This window comes from Natronoarchaeum rubrum (genome assembly GCF_024494695.1).
Genome location: NZ_JANHDP010000006.1, coordinates 123191 through 139398 on the forward strand (window position 1 = coordinate 123191; position 16208 = coordinate 139398).

Genomic DNA, 16208 nt, shown 5'->3' on the forward strand with positions numbered 1-16208 from the left:
CTGACGTATGAGGCCTTCGGAACGGGACAAACCTGCCGCCGCCCTCGTCGGGTTTCGCAGAAGGCCTTTAAACGTGAGACCCTTACCCGTGGTGAAGACTGATGCAGGGACAACACAATCAGCAGGCCTACGACCGGGGGATCACCATCTTCTCCCCGGACGGACGGCTCTACCAGGTAGAGTACGCCCGCGAGGCGGTCAAGCGCGGCACGGCGACCATCGGCGTCCGGACGCCCGACGGCGTCGCGCTGGTGGCCGACCGGAGCGTTCGCTCGCGACTGATCGAGCCCGAGAGCGTCGAGAAGCTCCACGAGATCGACGACCACGTCGGCGTCGCCAGCGCCGGCCACGTCGCCGACGCTCGCAAGCTCGTCGACTTCGCGCGCCGACGCGCCCAGACCGAGCAGCTCCGGTACGGCCAGTCGATCGGCGTCGAGACGCTCGCCAAGTCGATCACCGACAACATTCAGGAACACACCCAGACCGGCGGCGCGCGCCCCTTCGGCGTCTCGCTGCTGATCGCGGGCACCGAGGACGGCGAGCCCCACCTCTACGAGGCCGACCCCTCCGGGGTCGCCACCGAGTGGAAGGCAGTCGCCGTGGGCGGCGACCGCGACGTGATCCAGGGCCACCTCGAAGAGGAGTACACCGAGGCGCTGGGCGTCGACGAGGGCGTCGGCCTCGCGCTCGAAGCGCTGGCCGAAGCGTCCGACGAGGCGCTCGATCCCGCCAGCGTCGACGTTGCGGTGATCGAGGCCGAAACCGACGAGTACCGCCCGTACGACGTCGAGGAAGTGCGCACGATCGTCGACGATCTCGAAGTCGAGACGGTCGACGAGGAGGAGGACGAAGAATGAACGACAACTTCGAGAACGCCGGCGCGGAGAACCCCTTCGAGCCCGAGGTCGGCTCGTTCCAGGACGTGCAGAGCGACCAAGAGGGCGAAGTGACCAAGACCGGGACGACGACGGTCGGCCTGACGACGGCCGACGGCGTCGTGATCGCGACGGACATGCGCGCCAGCCTCGGCGGGCGGTTCGTCTCGAACAAGGACGTCCAGAAGGTCGAGCAGATCCACCCGACGGCCGCGCTCACGCTCGTGGGCTCGGTCGGCGGCGCCCAGTCGTTCATCGAGACGCTGCGCGCCGAGGCGAGTCTCTACGAGACGCGCCGCGGCGAGCCGATGAGCATCGAGGCGCTCGCGACGCTCGCGGGTAACTTCGGCCGCGGCGGCCCGTTCCGCGCCATCCACCCGATCCTGGGCGGCGTCGACGAGGACGGCAGCCACGTCTACAGCATCGACCCGGCCGGCGGCGTCGTCGCCGACGACTACACCGTCACCGGCAGCGGGATGCAGGTCGCCTACGGTACCCTCGAACAGTACTACGAGGAAGGCCTCTCGAACGAGGAGGCCAAGAAAATCGCCGCGCGAGCGGTCCAGAGCGCGGTCGAGCGCGACACCGGCAGCGGCAACGGCGTGTTCCTCGCCGAGATCACCGACGAGGGCGTCGAGATCCAGGGCCACAAGGACTTCGACGACGTGCTGTAAGCCGGCGCTTCGGCTTTGCAGCGTGCTTTTTCAGTTCGGCAGCTTGCTGTACGTCCAGTAGGAGTACGCGGTCGTCGCGAGGGCGGCCAGCAGGATCGGCCCGACGATGAACGCGATCGCGTACTCGCCGGCGACGACGCCGCCCAGCGACAGCACCGCGGCGCCCTTGAACAGCGTGGCGCCTCTCTCGTGCGTTCGTTCCCAGACACGCTCGTCCGAGAGCGTCCAGGGATTGCGGATGCCGACGAACCAGTTAGGCTCCGCGCGGCCGAGCAGGACGCCGACGCCGTAGTACAGCGCCGCCGTCGCCGGGACGAGCGCGCGCGTCATCGAGACGTCGACGCCGAGATTCGTCGCCAGAACGATCCCGTGGACGTACGCCAGGAAGGCCAGCGCGGCGACGACGAACCAGTCGTAGGTCGGCCGGAACGACTCGTAGTTCTCCCCGAGCGGGTCGAACCGCGGCACCGACCACAGCAGCGCGGCGAGTGCGGCCATCAGCGCCGGGAGGCCGAAGGCGCCCGCGCGGCGGTCGGTCCAGCCGTCGGCGTCGCCGGCGGGGCCCCAGTGGATCGCCATCTCCGCGGGCAGGTCGCCGTAGACGGCCGCGCTGGCCAGCGCGGCGGCGCCGACCAGCGCGGCCGTCACCGCGAGACGCCGCTTCGCGTTCATGTCGGGATGATTTTCGAGCCAACTATATGAACCCTCGCGCAAAGCAGGGGACGATGCCACCGGGAGCCGAGATCGCGGCCGCCGAGGAGATCCCCGACGAGTCGACGCTGATCTTCACCGTGCGGGACGCCGACGGCGACGAGCGGGAGGCGATTCTGGTCGAACTGGACGGCAAAATCGCGGGCTGGCTGAACGCCTGCCAGCACATGACCCACATCAGGATCGACAAGGGATCGGGCGCCGCGATGCGCAACGGCGAACTCGTCTGTGAGAACCACGGCGCGTACTTCGAGGCCGACTCCGGGTACTGCTCCTTCGGCCCCTGCGAGGGCGCCTATCTGGAAGAAGTCGGCGTGACCGTCGACGGCGGGACGGCGTACCTGACGGACGACGACTACGAGTTCGTCCGCGTCGGACCGGTCGAGGACGACCCCGCGGATCTCTCCTCGTCGTCGAACGTCAAAATCTGAGGCCGGGTCGCGCGCCGGTACGCGACCCACCGGCCGGCGCCGAACCTCGTCTTATTCGATCGTGAACTCCGGTTCGTCGATCCCCTCGTGCTTGCACTCGGGACACCGCGAGGGGAGGTTCGCGGGCTCGTCGTAGTCGTCGAAGCCACACTCGCGGCAGGTCGGCGGTGCGACCAGCAGCCGCTCGTCGGTCGGCTCCAGCGACATCGCCAGATGCTGGACGTGTTCGAGCGCCGCGTGGGTAGTGACGTCGAGTTCCGCCGCGAGCGCGCTCGGCGTCGCGACGCCCTCGCGGAGGTGGTCGGCGATGCGCCGGCGGGTCGTCTCCTCTGCCTCGCGCATACCGGGCGTACCCGCCCGGGGCTCAAAACCGTATCGGGGACGAGAGACTCGACCGCGTCGGCCGGGCGATCAGTAGCCCGCCGTGGGGTCCCACTCGTTTCCGGCGTCCGCGGCGTCGCCGGGCGCCGGCTCGCCGCCGGTCAATCGGAGAAGTTGGCGCGCGCGGTCGGCTTTCGCGAGCAGCACCTCCTTGAGCGCCGGCGGGTTCCTGATCCGGACGTCCTCCAGCACTGTCGCGGGCACCGCGAGCGTGTCGCGCGGGACGTCCGGTTCGCCGTGGACCGGGATATGACGCTCGTCCAGTTTCATCACCAGCGGCGCGTCGAGGCGCTCGACGCCCTCTCCGGACGCGTACAGCTGCTCGTTGACCCGTTCGTGCTGATCGCGCTGCATCACCGCGCGATCGCCGTCGAACGGCTCGACGTACAGCCGGCCGAAGTAGTAGCCGCTGGAGAACTCCTCGAACATGATACGTGTTAACACGTGTATCGATCGGAAATAAGCCTTCCGGCGAGCACTTTTGTACGAGCGCATTCAGGCAGTTCTCCAAAGCGGTTCGAGCGCCGCGAGTCCACGGAATCAAGATGGCGCCTTCAAAGATAGTTTTAAACGCTACGCGCCATTCTCGTGGCTGTATTCGTGCCGCTAAACGATGCGAACGAAAGTCCGCTTTTTTAATCGATGCGGTAGTTAGCATCGTTTGATGAGTAGTTTCCGCGCTGGGATCCTCGCCGCGGTCGTCGTCCTCGGGACGCTGCTGGCCGTCCCGTTCGCGGGAGCGCTCGCGGTGACCGATTCCGCAACAGTCGACGCGCAGGACGACGGAACGAACGCCACTGACGGGAACGTCACCGGTGGGAACGCTACCGACGGCAACGGAACCGGCGAACCGTCGGTCGGCGTCCAGATATCGTCGTTCATGCAAACCAGCACCACGAACGCGACGAGCGAAGTCGAGAGCGGGATGTTCGAGGCCGAGTACAAGCGGGCGAACAACCGGACCGCCGTGGTCGAGAAGCGTGCGAACCGAATCGAGCGGCAGATCGCACAGCTGCGCGACCGGAAGCAGGATCTCGCCGAGCGCGAGGGCGAACTGAACGAGGTCGCTTACACCGCGCAGATGAGCCGAATTGTCAGCGAGATCGGATCGCTCGAGCGACAGATCAACGGGACGGCGGCGAAAGCGGACGACGTCGGGATCGACGCCGAGCAGTTCGATCGCATGCGGGCCAACGTCTCCGAGCTTCGCGGACCGAAGGTGCAGGCGGCCACGGACGCGATTCCGGGCCGCGGGCCGCCGACCGACCGCGGTCCCGGTGAACGCGGTCCGTCCGACGACCGCGGTGACGGCCCACCGGAAGATGTCGGGAATAGTGACGGTGTGCCCGATAACGGGCCGCCGGACGTTGGTGAGTCCGACAACGCCAGCGACACCGACCAAGAGGACCGCGCCGGTTCGGGGGCGAACAGGGGTGACACGCCGGGAAATGATCGCGGCCCGTCGGACGACGGCGGGCCCGGCGATCGTAGCGCCGATGGCAAATCGCCCGACGACAACGACGAATCGCCCGACGACGACGATAAATCGTCCGGCAACGACGACGAACCGTCCGACAACGGACCGGGCCGTGATGGCGTCGGACGCCCTGACGTGACACTCGTCCAGTAACTGTCGACCCCGTCGCCTTCGTGCGAACGTCCGCTGCGAGCAGATACCCTTTTCAGCGCGGGAACCTAACTGATCGACAGATGGACTCCGCAGCCTTGCTGGATCTTCTGGGCAACGAAAACCGCCGGCGCATCCTCCGATTGCTGGCGCGGAAGCCCTGCTACGTCACGGAGATCAGCGAGTATCTCGGGGTCAGTCCCAAGGCGGTGATCGACCACCTCCGAAAGCTGGAGGAGGCCGGCATCGTCGAGAGCCACACCGACGACCAGCGCCGGAAGTACTTCCACATCTCCCGGAACCTCCGCCTGGAAGTCAACGTCTCGCCCTACGAATTCGGCACCAAGAGCGCCTACCCCGCCAGCCGCGGGTTCGACATCACGACGTGGCGCTATCTGACGATCGACGTGCAACTGGACGACGCCGACGAGGGCACGCGCGAACTGGCCTCGGAGCTCAAGGAGCTCGAACAGCTCGAAAACGAGCTCTCGATGGCCCAGAGGTGGGTCCAGGGCCGGATCACCGAAGTGCTCGACGAACTGACCGACGAGGCGGACGCCGACGCCGACAGCCGACTGTACGCCGACGTGCTGCTGGCGCTGGCGGACGAGCCGAAGGTCGCCGACGCCATCGCCGAGGACGTCGAGGCGCCCCCGGGGATGGTCGAACAGGTTCTCGCGGATCTCTCGGAAAACGGTCTCGTCGAGCGCGTCGACGACGGCTGGACGCTCGTGGACTGAGTCAATCGCTGGAAGCCACTACCGACCTCGGCGACAGAATCTAGTGCGATGAGCGGATTATTCCGGTCCCCCACACAAGATTTTTACCAAGATGAGAAGTATCCCGGCTATGGATCGTCGGACCGTCCTGGCAGCCACCGGGACGCTCACCGCTGGAGTGCCGACGCTCGCATCAGGACAGTCGTCGGACTCCGAGTCACCCGACTGCAGCACGATCAAGCCAGACACTGATCCCGGTGATCCTGACCCAGCATACAGCGACGAGTCGGGAGTCCCGACAGCATGGTGGGAACACGCTCATCGGGCGGAGCAGGTTCGGAGAACACTGGAAAGAGAGTACACTGGAACGGATTGGTTCAGGGGAAGCGAACTTTTCAAGGGGGAGAGACTGATCTGTGGCCTCAGCAATCGGATCATCGTGATCAACGTCAGTGACGATAAGATGGCGCAGCAGTATCTCGACGACGAACGGGACGGCATCGAAGTCCGCACCACAGAGGAGCCACCTACCGAGGTACACTCCTCGCGAGAGATGTACAACAGCGACGAGTTCCGAGAAATGTCCACTGACGTCGACAATTCGCGAGGAAGCGATGGCGGAAACGAACGGGACAGCGGCTCCGACGGCACTGATTCCGCCAGAAGTGGCGACAGCCCGATGCCGGAACCGGGCATCCTCGGTGCGCTCGCCGGGCTTGTCGGCGGCGGTTGGCTCTTAGACCGTCGAGACGACGAAGAAAGAGGGACGTAGCCCCGAGAGCCGGTGTCGTCGAGACGCCGATGAGCAAGCGGCGTTGAACGACGAGGGGCGTCCGGGACGGGATATATCGACCGTTGGATTCATCTCACCGGTGATCCAACGAAGTCTGCTGCTCGGACTCGAACGCGGCACGGTCAAACTCGTCGAACATCGCAAAGAGTGGCAGCAACTCGCCGACGAGGAGCGATCGCGCCTCGAAGACGCCCTCGACGCCAGCGTCGACGAGATCGAACACGTCGGGAGCACGGCGATCGAGGGGCTACCGGCGAAGCCCGTCCTCAATCTGCTGGCGGTCGCCGACGATCCCGCTCCGAAAGCCGAGTACGTCGCTCGACTGAAACCGGAAGGCTACGAACTCCGAGAAAACGATGCCGTTCCGGACCGGCTGTTCTTCGCCAAGGGACCCACCGAGGAGCGAACGCACTACCTCTCGATCGCCGAGCGCGGCAGCGTCTGCCACCGCGAGCAGATCGCGTTCCGGGACTACCTGCGATCGAATCCGGACGCCGCCGCGGAGTACGCGCGGCTCAAGCGGAAGTTAGCGACGGCCCACCCCGACGACCGGGCGTCCTACACGGAGCGAAAATCGGCGTTCGTCACGCACATTCTCGACCGGTCCGAGAACGACCGGTAAACTTCGGCGTCCTCAGATATCTTTCGACAGCCCGTCGCGCAGATCGCGGCCGAAGTAGACGCCGAGCAGGCCGACGATCAGGCCCACCGCGCCGCCGACCGCGGCGATCGTCGCGACCGACTGGAGACCCAGCCCGAACGCGATGAACCCGGGAACCGCGCTGACGGCGCCCAGCACCGCACCGGCGGCGCCCGTCTCGCCGTACCGGCGCTTCGAGCTGACCAGTCCGACGAGGAACGCGCCGGCAAAGGCGCCCAGCACGCCGCCGAGGCCGGAAACGATCGGGACGACCGACCGGCCGACGCCCGACAGCACCGCCAGCCCGACAAGGATGCCGAGAAACACCTTGGGGGAGAAGTAGCCCGCGAGGCGCGACTCGTCGTCGGCGTCCGCCGTGGATCCCGACTCGGCGTCCGATCCCCCGAGCAGGTCGTCGTCGAACCCGCTATCGAACCCACCGCCGTCGGACCGGTGGTCCGACGAGGATCGCGATCCTGCGGATCGCTCACCGCCGCCGTCCCGGCGCACGCCGTCGTCCGACGACGCCTCCGTGGTGAGTTGGTCCGTGCGCTCGCTCATACCCGAGTGTTCGGCGTCCGGTCTCATGGGTGTTTCGCTGCGCCAACAAATCCGAGCGACTGTGCGGGCCGCCACGCGAGCGAACCGACGAAGGAGTGCGTTCAAGTCCCGCGGGGCAGAACGACCGTACATGAACGCAGGCGATCGCGTGCGGGTCGAGCGCGCGGGACAGACCTACGAGGGCGTGTTGCTCCCCTCGACGACGCCGGAGCACCTCGTCGTCAAGCTACAGGGCGGGTACAACGTCGGCATCGACCGATCGGACGCCGACGTGGACGTACTCGAATCGGACGTCTACGACGTCGAGGACGGCGACGCCGAGGCCGAATCGACCGTCGAGTTCGACGAGGAGCTCCCGACGATCTCGCTGATCTCGACCGGCGGGACGATCGCGTCGACCGTGGACTACCGCACCGGCGCCGTCACGGCGCAGTTCGACGCCGAAGACGTGCTGCGCGCGGTGCCCGACCTCGCGGGGCTGGCGAACTACCGCGGGCGCGTCGTCGCCAACATCCTGTCGGAGAACATGACGCCCGACGTCTGGCAGGAACTGGCGGGCGTCGTCGCCGAGGAGATCGAGCGGGGCGCCGACGGCGTCGTCGTGATGCACGGCACCGACACGATGCAGTTCACCGCGAGCGCGCTCGCCTTCATGCTCGACACGCCCGTGCCGATCGTGTTCACGGGCAGCCAGCGCTCGGCGGACCGACCTTCCAGCGACAACGTGATGAACGCGGTCTGTGCGGTCGAGGCCGCCAAATCGGACTGCGCGGAGGTGCTGGTCTGCATGCACGAGAACGAGTCCGACGAAGACTGCGCGCTCCACCGCGGTACCCGCGTCCGGAAGAACCACACCTCGCGCCGGGACGCCTTCGAGACGGTCGGCCGCGAACCGCTCGGGCGCGTCGACTACGACGAGCGCGCGGTGACGTTCCGCCGCGAGCACGCCGAGCGGGGCGCGACGGATCTGGCCGTCGCGGACGATCTGAACCCCGACGTCGGGCTGGTGAAGTTCACGCCCGGCACCGACGAGGCCGTGCTCGATCTCGCCGCCGAGAAGGACGGCATCGTGATCGAGGGCACAGGATTGGGTCACGTCCACTCCGACTGGATCGACCGGATCGACGAGATCACCGACGCGGGCACGCCGGTCGTGATGACCAGCCAGTGTCTCGACGGGCGGGTCTGCGATCGCGTCTACGACACCGGCCGCGACCTGCTCGACGCCGGCGTGATCGAGGGCGAGGACCTGCTGCCCGGCACCGCGAAGGTGAAGCTGATGTGGGCGCTGGCGAACGCCGAGGACGTGTCCGCGGCGATGCGGGAGCCGATCGCCGGCGAGATCACCGACAGATCCGTTCCGTGGGAGTGAGAACGAAGTAGCATGACCGACGCCGACCTGACGGTGCGCGCGGCGACCGACGACGACTACGAGGACGTGGTCGCGTTCACCAGAAACACCTGGCCCGAGCGCGAGACGGGCGACTATCTCGCCGACGTGTTTCACGACTGGATCGCAAAGGAGTCAGCGAAGACGGCGGTCGCCGTCGACGAGGACGCCGTCGCGGGCATCCTCCAGTGTACATTTCTCTCGGACCGCGAGGCGTGGCTCCAGGGGATGCGCGTCGATCCCGACCACCGCGGCCGGGGCGTCGGCAGCCTGCTCGTCGAGCACCTGTTCGACTGGGCGCGATCGGAGGGCGCGACGGTCGCCCGCAACATGGTGTTTTCCTGGAACCAGGCCGGCCTCGGCCAGTCGCGCGCGACCGGATTCGAGCCGACGACCGAGTTCCGGTGGCTCGAACCCGATCCGGATCCGGCCGCGGAGGGCCCGCTCGACGCGACGACCGATCCGGACGCCGCGTGGCAGTACTGGCAGCAAAGCGCGGCCCGCGACCACCTCCGAGGACTCGCGCTCGCGCCCGAGGAGAGCTGGGCCGTCCGCGAGCTGACTCGCGAGGACTTCCGCGACGCCGCCGACGAGACGGCCGCGTTCGGCGTCACCGACGGTGACGGCGCCCGCGCGGCGACGTTCCGCGTCCGAGACTACGAGCGCGAGGTCGAGGACGGCGAGAGCGGCGCCAGCGACGACGCGGCGGACGCCGCGACGACCGAGCACGTCGCCGAGTACGGCGTCGGCGCGTGGGCGGACGTCCCCGCGCTCGAAACGCTTGTCGCCGCGATCAAGCGTGACGCGGCCGCCATCGGCGCCGACAGAACCAGAGTGTTGATCCCCGAGACGGTCCGGCACGTCAGCGACGGCGCCGCCGTCCGGGCGGGCATCTCCGATCACCCGGACTTCGTGCTCTCGGCGGATCTGACGGGCCGATAGCGGCCAACCGCCGACCCGCCCGTCCAAAAGGATTTCACTCGGACCGGCGAAGATGAGAACATGAACGCAGCCACTCATTATCGGGCATGCGACGGGCACCGCGTCGCGGGGCCGCCGGACCGGCGGGGCACGGCGGCGCAGGATCTCACCGCACCCCGCCGCGGATGAACCCGCGCCGCGTCGACGCCGCTATCGACCTGTCCTACGGGGTGTTGATCTTCGTCGCGGTCGTGCTGATCGCCGTCGTCGGCGCGAGGGTCGGCGTGGCGTTCGGGTTCGGGGTGCTGGTGTCGTACGCGCTCCACGTCGTCTGGAAGATGTCGCGGTTCGACCCCGAGTGGATGAGCCAGGAGGTCGAGCAGACGGTCGAAAAAACCGTCGAAGAGACGGTCGGAGAGGAAATCGGAACCGTTCAGGAACAGGTCGAGTCCGTCGAGGAGCGCGTCGAACGTCGGCCCCGCGAGGACGAGATCGAAGAACTGCTCGAGGAGTCCGGCGACCGCGAGGCAGGGACCGGGCGGGACGGAAGATAACGTGGTCTCGATACTGCTGGCGGTCGGGATCGTCGTGTCGCTGTTCGTCGGGTACAACATCGGCGGCGCGACGACCGGCCCGGCGTTCGGGCCCGCCGTCGGCGCCGACGCGATTTCGAAGACGACCGCCGCCGCGCTGATGACGCTGTTTTTCTTCGTCGGCGCGTGGACGATCGGACGCCGAGTCGTCGCGACGCTCGGTGGCGACCTCGTCGCAGCGTCGGTGTTCACGCTCACGACCAGCATCGGAGTGCTGTTTTTCATCGGGTTCGCGCTGTTTATCGGGAACCTGTTCGGCGTGCCCGCGTCGACGTCGATGACCGCCGTCGGTTCGATCGCGGGACTCGGGCTCGCGGCGGGCGAACTCGACTGGGGCGTGATGGGCGAGATCGCGATCTGGTGGATCGTCGCGCCGTTTATCGGGTTCTGGGTGTCGCTGGTGATCGGCCGCTACTTCTACGCGCGGCTCAACCGGATCGTCAGGATGGAGCGCAGCGAGGGGCCGCTCGTGCGGCTCGATCGGTCAGGGACGCTCCCGCGTCCTGTCGTGAGCAAGACCACGAGCAGGCGGGAGCTGTGGGGCGTGATCACGGTCATCGTGATCGGCTGCCTGATGGCGTTTAGCTCGGGCACCTCGAACATCGCGAACGCGATCGCGCCGCTGGTCGGGAGCGACGCCGTCGACATGAATCCCGCCATCGTCGGCGGCTGTCTCGCCGTCGGCGTCGGGACGTTCACCATCGCGCGCCGGACCTTAGAGACGATGGGCAACGACCTCACCGAGCTGCCCCTGACCGCGGCGATCGTCGTCGCGGTCGTCAGCGCCTCGCTGGTGATCTTCCTGTCGGCGATCGGCATCCCCGCGAGCTTCGTCGTGATCGCGACGATGTCGATCATCGGCCTGGGCTGGGGCCGGGCGACCCGCCCGCTCACGGTGTCCGAGGCGGTCCAGGGCGAGGAGTCGCCCAGAGTGTCGGTCGGCGCGCTGACCGTCGACGAGGAGGGCGAGACGCCGCCGTCGATCGGCGAGGAGGACCCCGAGGACATCCCGCGCGCCTCGGACCTGTTCGACCCCGCGACGACGGCGCGAGTCGTCCTGATGCAGAACGTCGTCCCCGCGATCGCGACGGCCGGCGCGTACCTCACGTTCCGGTTCGTACCGATCTTCGGGCTCTGATGCCGGGGCTGCGATCTCGCCGACCGACGGCATCCGAACTACACGTTTATGCCCTCACGAGTGCTACCAGATAGCATGATCGAACGCGTCCTCGTCGCGACCGACGGGTCGGAGATGGCCGAGCGCGCCCTGGAGTACGCGCTCGAAGTGCATCCCGACGCCGAGATCACCGTCCTGTACGTCGCCGGCGAGCCGTCGCCGATGATGGGCCGGGCGCTGGAGATGGCCCTCGAGGACGACATCGAGGAGGTCGCCCGGGAGCAGGCTGAGCCGATCTTCGAGTCGGCCCGCGAGCTCGCCGCCGAGCGCGGCGTCGACATCGACACTACCGTCGACGTCGGCAGTCCCGCGAAGTCGATCGTCGACCGCGCGGAGAACTTCGACGCCGTGGTCCTCGGCAGTCACGGGGGCGACCTCCGGTCACGGCTGTTGATGGGGAACGTCGCCGAGCGAGTGGTCCGCGGGTCGCCGGTGCCGGTGACGGTCGTCCGGTGACAGTCGTCCGGAGACAACTGAGGAGGACCATCCGGGGACGAGGGGGCGATCGAAGGAAGGGAGCGGCCGCTCAGTCGGCCCGCTCGACGGCACCGTCGTCGGTCGGTTGGGCGCCGATGCGGCGGAGCTGCTCGGGCCGGCCGAGCGCGTAGACCCGATCGCCGGGCCGGAGCGCCCGGCCGGGGCGGGGCGTCCCTTCGAGACCGTCGGGACCGTCGACGGCGACGACCGTCGCGGACACGTCGCCGACCAGCGTTCCGTCGAGGTCGCCGCCCTCGGCGACCGTGACGACGCCGGCGATCTCGTCGGCCTCGCGGATGCCGGCCAGCAGTTCCCGGTCGGCCTGGGGTTCGCGGGGCAGGGTCACGAGGCGGTACCGGCGGTCCGAATCCAGCGCGTCGGCGTCGCGCTCGTCGACGACCAGCGTCACTACGTCGCCGACCGCGGCGCGCAGTTCGGCGGTGGCGACGCGCTCGGCGTCGGCACCCGAGGTCCAGACCTCGACGGCGTCGCCCGGGCTGGCGCTGAAGGCCGGATCGGCCCGGACGGCGACGCCGACGGTTCCCGGCGGGAGCGTCCGCCCGAGGCCGGCCTGGCGTCGCCCGAGCGCGAGGTGGTCGACGGCGCCGTCCGCGGCGACCTCGACGTCGACGTAGCCGACGCCGTAGTCGTCCTCGAGGCGCGCGACGATGCGCTCGCGAAGCTCACCGACGGTCAGCCCCTTGGGGAAGAGCAGCGTCGTGCCGCCGATGTCGTCCTTGCGCTCGTCGTCGACCGGGTCGTACCCTTCGACGTCGTCGATCTCGTCGGGCAGCGTGACCCGAATCGCACGGCCGCGACTGCGGACGAGCCGGGAGACGTCGCCGTCGAGCGAGCCCGAGACGCCCGCCGAGAGCGTCGCCGACTCGGTGGCGACCCGGTCGCCGGCGCGCCGGCCCAGATCGGCCGCGATCCCGCCGACGACGAACGCGCCGACGGTGTACAGCGCGGTCGTCGGCTCGACCAGGGCGTCGCTGCCGCCGATGGCGCCGATCAGCGTCGCCGTGGTGTTGAGCCACAGCGCGACGCTGCTCAGCCCCAACAGCACCGCCGGCCCCTCGGGGATCGGCGTTCGGCCGTACCAGCGGTAGGCCACCGCGGCCGCGAAGGCGACGCCGCCCGACAGCGTCGCCAACCCGGCGATCCGCACGGCGGCGGCGAGCCCGGCCTCGACGGCGGGCGCTACCACGGCGGGACCTCCCCGCGTGACCGGGCGCCGCGGACAGACGCTCGCGAGCGGCTCACGACATCACCTCGCGGAACCGCGCGACGGCTTCGGCTGGCCCGGCGACGAACAGCTCGTCCTCGGCGGCGAGCACGGCGCCGGCGTCCTCGCGAGGCGACGCCGAGCCAGGGCTCGGAGAGCGTTGCTCTCCGGCGTCGAGCGAGAACGTCCAGCGGTCGCCACCCTCGTCGATCGACGAGCGGCGAACGCCCAGCACTGTGACGCCGTGTTCCTCCCGGAGCGCTCGGGGATCGACGACCGCGTCCGCGAGCGGGCCGCCGGCGCGAACGGTGATCGACTCGACGAACTTCCCGGTGCGCCGCAGCACCGACAGCAGCTCGAACTCGGCGGGCGCGTCGTGGGGGCGGACGACGACCTGCCCCCTGTCGGCCCGCAGCAGCCGCTCGGCGTCGCTCGCCGGAACGGCGACGGTGATCCGCCCCTCGCCGCCGGTCGTCGTCGGCGCCGCCGGTCGGGCCGCCGCCGGTTCCTCGCCGCCGTCGGTGACGGGCTCGTTCTCGGGCGCAACGGCGGCCGACTCGTCGGGCGTCGAGCGGGCGCTGAGAACGGTTCCCTCGATGGGATCGCGGTCGCCGTCCGCGTGATCGCCGGTTCCGCCGACGTTCACGACGACGCGCTCGCCGCGGGTGACGCCCGTCGGGACGAGCGCGGCGATCGAGACGGCCCGGCGACCCGGCGGGACGCGCCGCGAGAGGCCGCCGGAAGGCGGCGCGGCGTCGATCGTCGCTCTGCCGCGGGCGTCGATGGCGACGTCGGCGGCCGCCAGATCGTACTCGGTGCGCAGGCGACGAGCGAGCCGGGATTCCAGTTCGGCCAGCGGCAGATCGGCGGGGAACCGCCAGCTCCCGCCGAGCAGTTCCTCGCGCAGATCGGCCGGCAGCGGCGGGTAGCCGTCGATGTCGCCGATCTCGCCGGCCGGCCGGATCGTCACCTGTCCGATGCCGCCGACGAAGTCGACGACGTCGGTCGAGAGCGTCTGTTTGCGGAGCTTGGCGATCGAGAATCGCCGCGGGAAGGAGGCGCCCAGCTTGTCGCCCTGGCTGTGGGCGTACAGCGACAGCATCATCACGACCAGCGCGGCGACGAGTAGCCGCGGCGACTGCGAGATCGCGGGGTCGACCAGCCCGAGCAGGCCGCCGTTGATCCCCGCAACCGCCACCGCGAGCACGACCACCGCCAGGGCCGGGACCGAGACGCCGGTGACGTAGCGAAACAGAAAGCCGAGCGAGCCCGAGATCAGCGCCGGGACGATGCCCGTCAGCAGGCCGACGTACAGCCCGAACAGCAGTTCGACCGGAAGCGATGCCATTGGGGAGCGAGTGGGAGCGCTCCCCTAAACCAGTACCGGAGCGACGGGCGGCCTCGAACGCTCGGGACCGACGGCCGTTTATATTCGGGTATCCACAGAAGCTGATATGGTACGCGGACGACGACTGGTGGGAGTCCGCGCTGCGGTGACGCTGACGACGCTGGTGGCCGTGCTGTCGGTGATCACCGGCATCGCCAACATCGGCGTCACGACGGTCGGTCCGCTCGACCCGTACGTCCCGGAGTACGCCCAGCGGCTCGCCGGGTTCACGGGGACGCTGACGGGCTTTCTGATGCTGGCGGCGGTGTCGGGGCTCCGGCGAGGGCTGCGGGCGGCGTGGTACGTGGTGCTGGTGTTGCTCCCTATCACAGCCGCACAGGGCGTCCTGCAGGCCAGTCAGGTGTCGTTCCCGCTGGTCGTGCTGTCGCTGTTGGCGATCCCGCTCGTCGCAGCCAACTACCGGCGATTTTCCAACCCCATCGGGCTGACGACGACCCAGATGGCGGCGGCGATCGCGCTCACCGGCGTCCAGGCGTACGGCACCGTCGGCGCGTACATTCTGCGCGAGGAGTTCAACGGCGTCAACACGATGCTCGACGCCTTTTATTTCACCATCGTCACGGCGACGACGGTGGGGTACGGCGACGTCGCCCCGACCAGCCAGGAGGCGCGGCTGTTCGGGATGAGCGTCGTCGTGTTCGGTGCGGCCAGCTTCGCGGTCGCGCTCGGGTCCCTGCTCGGGCCGGCGATCGAAGCGCGCCTCAGCCACGCACTCGGGAAAATGACAGACTCACAGCTCGAACTCCTGGAGGACCACGTCCTCGTACTGGGGTACGGCGAACTGACCGAACCGATCCTCACGGAACTGCACGACGCCGGCCACGACTTCGTGGTCGTCACCGACGATCAGACCCACGCCGCCGAGCTCTCGGATCGGGGCTACAACGTGTTCACCGGCGATCCGAGCGACGAGGAGCCGATGCACCGCGTCCGGATCGAGGACGCCCGCGCCGTGCTCGTCGCGACCGAGGACGACGCCGAGGACGCGCTGACGATCCTGACCGCGCGAGAACTCCGGCCGGACGTGCGGATCGTCGCTGCGGCGACCGATCGCGAGAACATCCCGAAACTCCGCCGAGCGGGCGCCGACGACGTGATCAGCCCGGCCAGCATCGGCGGCCGGCTGCTCGTGAAGTCGGCGTTCGAGGAGACCGAGGAGCGCGACACCGACGAGGTGCTGGACGAACTCGCCGGCGAGTGAGCACGACCCTGCCGATCCGGACGTCACCGAGAAGCGCGGCGGAGATCCGCGATCGGCGTTCGTGGTGCCACGTATCGAGTGCGAACGTCAGCCACGATCGAGCGAGAGCCCGCGTAGAGACACGGCACGGGAGTTGTGTTAACGAACGTTAAAGTGTTGGGTGTTGACAACCGTCAACCAAGAGTTAGAGACCTTGATACGACCGAAATCAACAACCCATCTCAGCCGTCCCGAAGCCGCCGGTGCAGCACCGCACGATACCACCCTGTAACAACCACGACTGAGTTTGATCACTACTATACGGACTAATCCGTAACCGGGTGATAGAGTGTAGTCGCCGGCCGTTCGGGGGCACTGGTGCCGGCACGGGGTGCGCACGAGAAACGCACCTACGAACCGCCGAC

At 68.6% G+C, this 16208-nt stretch carries 19 protein-coding genes; 13 read left to right on the forward strand and 6 right to left on the reverse strand.

The annotated features are described in order from the left end of the window. Positions 1–101: 101 nt before the first annotated feature. Both psmA and psmB read left to right on the forward strand, forming a co-directional pair. Complete coding sequence (gene psmA, locus NO931_RS15840; protein ID WP_256393329.1) at positions 102–857, forward strand: archaeal proteasome endopeptidase complex subunit alpha; 756 nt, start codon at positions 102–104, stop codon at positions 855–857. Continuing rightward, a complete protein-coding gene (gene psmB / locus NO931_RS15845) occupies positions 854–1549 on the forward strand; it encodes an archaeal proteasome endopeptidase complex subunit beta (protein ID WP_256393330.1) in 696 nt (231 codons plus the stop codon). The genes psmA and psmB overlap by 4 nt, the downstream gene beginning before the upstream one ends. Positions 1550–1579: 30 nt before the next feature. Here the strand turns inward: psmB and NO931_RS15850 are convergent, their stop codons facing one another. Continuing rightward, the gene (locus NO931_RS15850; RefSeq protein WP_256393331.1) at positions 1580–2221 is read right to left on the reverse strand and encodes an SdpI family protein; all 642 of its coding nucleotides are present in this window, start codon (positions 2219–2221) and stop codon (positions 1580–1582) included. A gap of 53 nt (positions 2222–2274) precedes the next feature. Here NO931_RS15850 and NO931_RS15855 point away from each other — a divergent pair, with 53 nt between their 5' ends. Continuing rightward, positions 2275–2691, forward strand: coding sequence for a Rieske (2Fe-2S) protein (locus tag NO931_RS15855; protein ID WP_375142077.1), 417 nt, complete (start codon positions 2275–2277; stop codon positions 2689–2691). Between the two features lie 51 nt (positions 2692–2742). On the opposite strand, the gene NO931_RS15860 is transcribed toward NO931_RS15855, so the two are convergent. Further along, positions 2743–3033 (reverse strand): transcriptional regulator, encoded by a 291-nt coding sequence (locus tag NO931_RS15860; RefSeq protein ID WP_256393333.1) that lies wholly within the window; start codon positions 3031–3033, stop codon positions 2743–2745. Between the two features lie 69 nt (positions 3034–3102). Beyond that, a complete protein-coding gene (locus tag NO931_RS15865) occupies positions 3103–3501 on the reverse strand; it encodes a DUF5802 family protein (RefSeq protein WP_256393334.1) in 399 nt (132 codons plus the stop codon). 235 nt (positions 3502–3736) lie between these two features. On the opposite strand from NO931_RS15865, the gene NO931_RS15870 reads away from it, so the two are divergent. The 4 genes from NO931_RS15870 to NO931_RS15885 all read left to right on the forward strand — a co-directional run bounded on the left by NO931_RS15870 (position 3737) and on the right by NO931_RS15885 (position 6833). Then, on the forward strand, positions 3737–4702 hold the full coding sequence (locus NO931_RS15870; RefSeq protein WP_256393335.1) for a DUF7096 domain-containing protein: 966 nt from the start codon (positions 3737–3739) through the stop codon (positions 4700–4702). 80 nt (positions 4703–4782) lie between these two features. Next, positions 4783–5439: an ArsR family transcriptional regulator gene (locus NO931_RS15875; protein WP_256393336.1), complete on the forward strand. Its 657-nt coding sequence runs from the start codon at positions 4783–4785 to the stop codon at positions 5437–5439. Between the two features lie 109 nt (positions 5440–5548). Further along, entirely contained in the window at positions 5549–6190 is a 642-nt protein-coding gene (locus NO931_RS15880; protein WP_256393337.1) for a hypothetical protein, read from the forward strand. A gap of 100 nt (positions 6191–6290) precedes the next feature. Next, positions 6291–6833 (forward strand): GrpB family protein, encoded by a 543-nt coding sequence (locus tag NO931_RS15885; RefSeq protein ID WP_256393338.1) that lies wholly within the window; start codon positions 6291–6293, stop codon positions 6831–6833. Between the two features lie 12 nt (positions 6834–6845). On the opposite strand, the gene NO931_RS15890 is transcribed toward NO931_RS15885, so the two are convergent. Further along, positions 6846–7412 (reverse strand): DUF8526 domain-containing protein, encoded by a 567-nt coding sequence (locus NO931_RS15890; RefSeq protein WP_256393339.1) that lies wholly within the window; start codon positions 7410–7412, stop codon positions 6846–6848. 130 nt (positions 7413–7542) lie between these two features. Between NO931_RS15890 and gatD the strand changes: the two genes are divergently transcribed. The 5 genes from gatD to NO931_RS15915 all read left to right on the forward strand — a co-directional run bounded on the left by gatD (position 7543) and on the right by NO931_RS15915 (position 11949). After that, a complete protein-coding gene (gene gatD / locus NO931_RS15895; RefSeq protein ID WP_256393340.1) occupies positions 7543–8784 on the forward strand; it encodes a Glu-tRNA(Gln) amidotransferase subunit GatD in 1242 nt (413 codons plus the stop codon). Between the two features lie 12 nt (positions 8785–8796). Beyond that, positions 8797–9744, forward strand: coding sequence for a GNAT family N-acetyltransferase (locus NO931_RS15900; protein WP_256393341.1), 948 nt, complete (start codon positions 8797–8799; stop codon positions 9742–9744). 164 nt (positions 9745–9908) lie between these two features. Continuing rightward, positions 9909–10277: a hypothetical protein gene (locus NO931_RS15905; protein ID WP_256393342.1), complete on the forward strand. Its 369-nt coding sequence runs from the start codon at positions 9909–9911 to the stop codon at positions 10275–10277. Position 10278: 1 nt separating this feature from the next. Next, positions 10279–11454, forward strand: coding sequence for an inorganic phosphate transporter (locus NO931_RS15910; protein WP_256393343.1), 1176 nt, complete (start codon positions 10279–10281; stop codon positions 11452–11454). 75 nt (positions 11455–11529) lie between these two features. Next, the gene (locus NO931_RS15915) at positions 11530–11949 is read left to right on the forward strand and encodes a universal stress protein (RefSeq protein ID WP_256393344.1); all 420 of its coding nucleotides are present in this window, start codon (positions 11530–11532) and stop codon (positions 11947–11949) included. A 70-nt stretch (positions 11950–12019) separates the two neighbouring features. Here the strand turns inward: NO931_RS15915 and NO931_RS15920 are convergent, their stop codons facing one another. Further along, positions 12020–13177, reverse strand: a complete 1158-nt coding sequence (locus tag NO931_RS15920; protein ID WP_256393345.1) for a DUF8167 domain-containing protein — start codon at positions 13175–13177, stop codon at positions 12020–12022. Positions 13178–13229: 52 nt separating this feature from the next. Then, entirely contained in the window at positions 13230–14543 is a 1314-nt protein-coding gene (locus NO931_RS15925) for a TrkA C-terminal domain-containing protein (RefSeq protein ID WP_256393346.1), read from the reverse strand. A 106-nt stretch (positions 14544–14649) separates the two neighbouring features. Here NO931_RS15925 and NO931_RS15930 point away from each other — a divergent pair, with 106 nt between their 5' ends. Next, the gene (locus NO931_RS15930; RefSeq protein ID WP_256393347.1) at positions 14650–15804 is read left to right on the forward strand and encodes an NAD-binding protein; all 1155 of its coding nucleotides are present in this window, start codon (positions 14650–14652) and stop codon (positions 15802–15804) included. The last annotated feature ends 404 nt before the right edge of the window (positions 15805–16208 follow it).

Coding starts and splice junctions, on each gene's coding strand:
- NO931_RS15860 (WP_256393333.1), bottom strand. CDS start 3,033: ATGCGCGAGGCAGAGGAGACGACCCGCCGGCGCATCGCCGACCACCTC.
- NO931_RS15890 (WP_256393339.1), bottom strand. CDS start 7,412: ATGAGCGAGCGCACGGACCAACTCACCACGGAGGCGTCGTCGGACGAC.
- gatD (WP_256393340.1), top strand. CDS start 7,543: ATGAACGCAGGCGATCGCGTGCGGGTCGAGCGCGCGGGACAGACCTAC.
- NO931_RS15900 (WP_256393341.1), top strand. CDS start 8,797: ATGACCGACGCCGACCTGACGGTGCGCGCGGCGACCGACGACGACTAC.
- NO931_RS15905 (WP_256393342.1), top strand. CDS start 9,909: ATGAACCCGCGCCGCGTCGACGCCGCTATCGACCTGTCCTACGGGGTG.
- NO931_RS15915 (WP_256393344.1), top strand. CDS start 11,530: ATGATCGAACGCGTCCTCGTCGCGACCGACGGGTCGGAGATGGCCGAG.
- psmA (WP_256393329.1), top strand. CDS start 102: ATGCAGGGACAACACAATCAGCAGGCCTACGACCGGGGGATCACCATC.
- NO931_RS15855 (WP_375142077.1), top strand. CDS start 2,275: ATGCCACCGGGAGCCGAGATCGCGGCCGCCGAGGAGATCCCCGACGAG.
- NO931_RS15925 (WP_256393346.1), bottom strand. CDS start 14,543: ATGGCATCGCTTCCGGTCGAACTGCTGTTCGGGCTGTACGTCGGCCTG.
- NO931_RS15875 (WP_256393336.1), top strand. CDS start 4,783: ATGGACTCCGCAGCCTTGCTGGATCTTCTGGGCAACGAAAACCGCCGG.
- NO931_RS15930 (WP_256393347.1), top strand. CDS start 14,650: ATGGTACGCGGACGACGACTGGTGGGAGTCCGCGCTGCGGTGACGCTG.
- NO931_RS15880 (WP_256393337.1), top strand. CDS start 5,549: ATGGATCGTCGGACCGTCCTGGCAGCCACCGGGACGCTCACCGCTGGA.
- NO931_RS15865 (WP_256393334.1), bottom strand. CDS start 3,501: ATGTTCGAGGAGTTCTCCAGCGGCTACTACTTCGGCCGGCTGTACGTC.
- NO931_RS15870 (WP_256393335.1), top strand. CDS start 3,737: ATGAGTAGTTTCCGCGCTGGGATCCTCGCCGCGGTCGTCGTCCTCGGG.
- NO931_RS15850 (WP_256393331.1), bottom strand. CDS start 2,221: ATGAACGCGAAGCGGCGTCTCGCGGTGACGGCCGCGCTGGTCGGCGCC.
- psmB (WP_256393330.1), top strand. CDS start 854: ATGAACGACAACTTCGAGAACGCCGGCGCGGAGAACCCCTTCGAGCCC.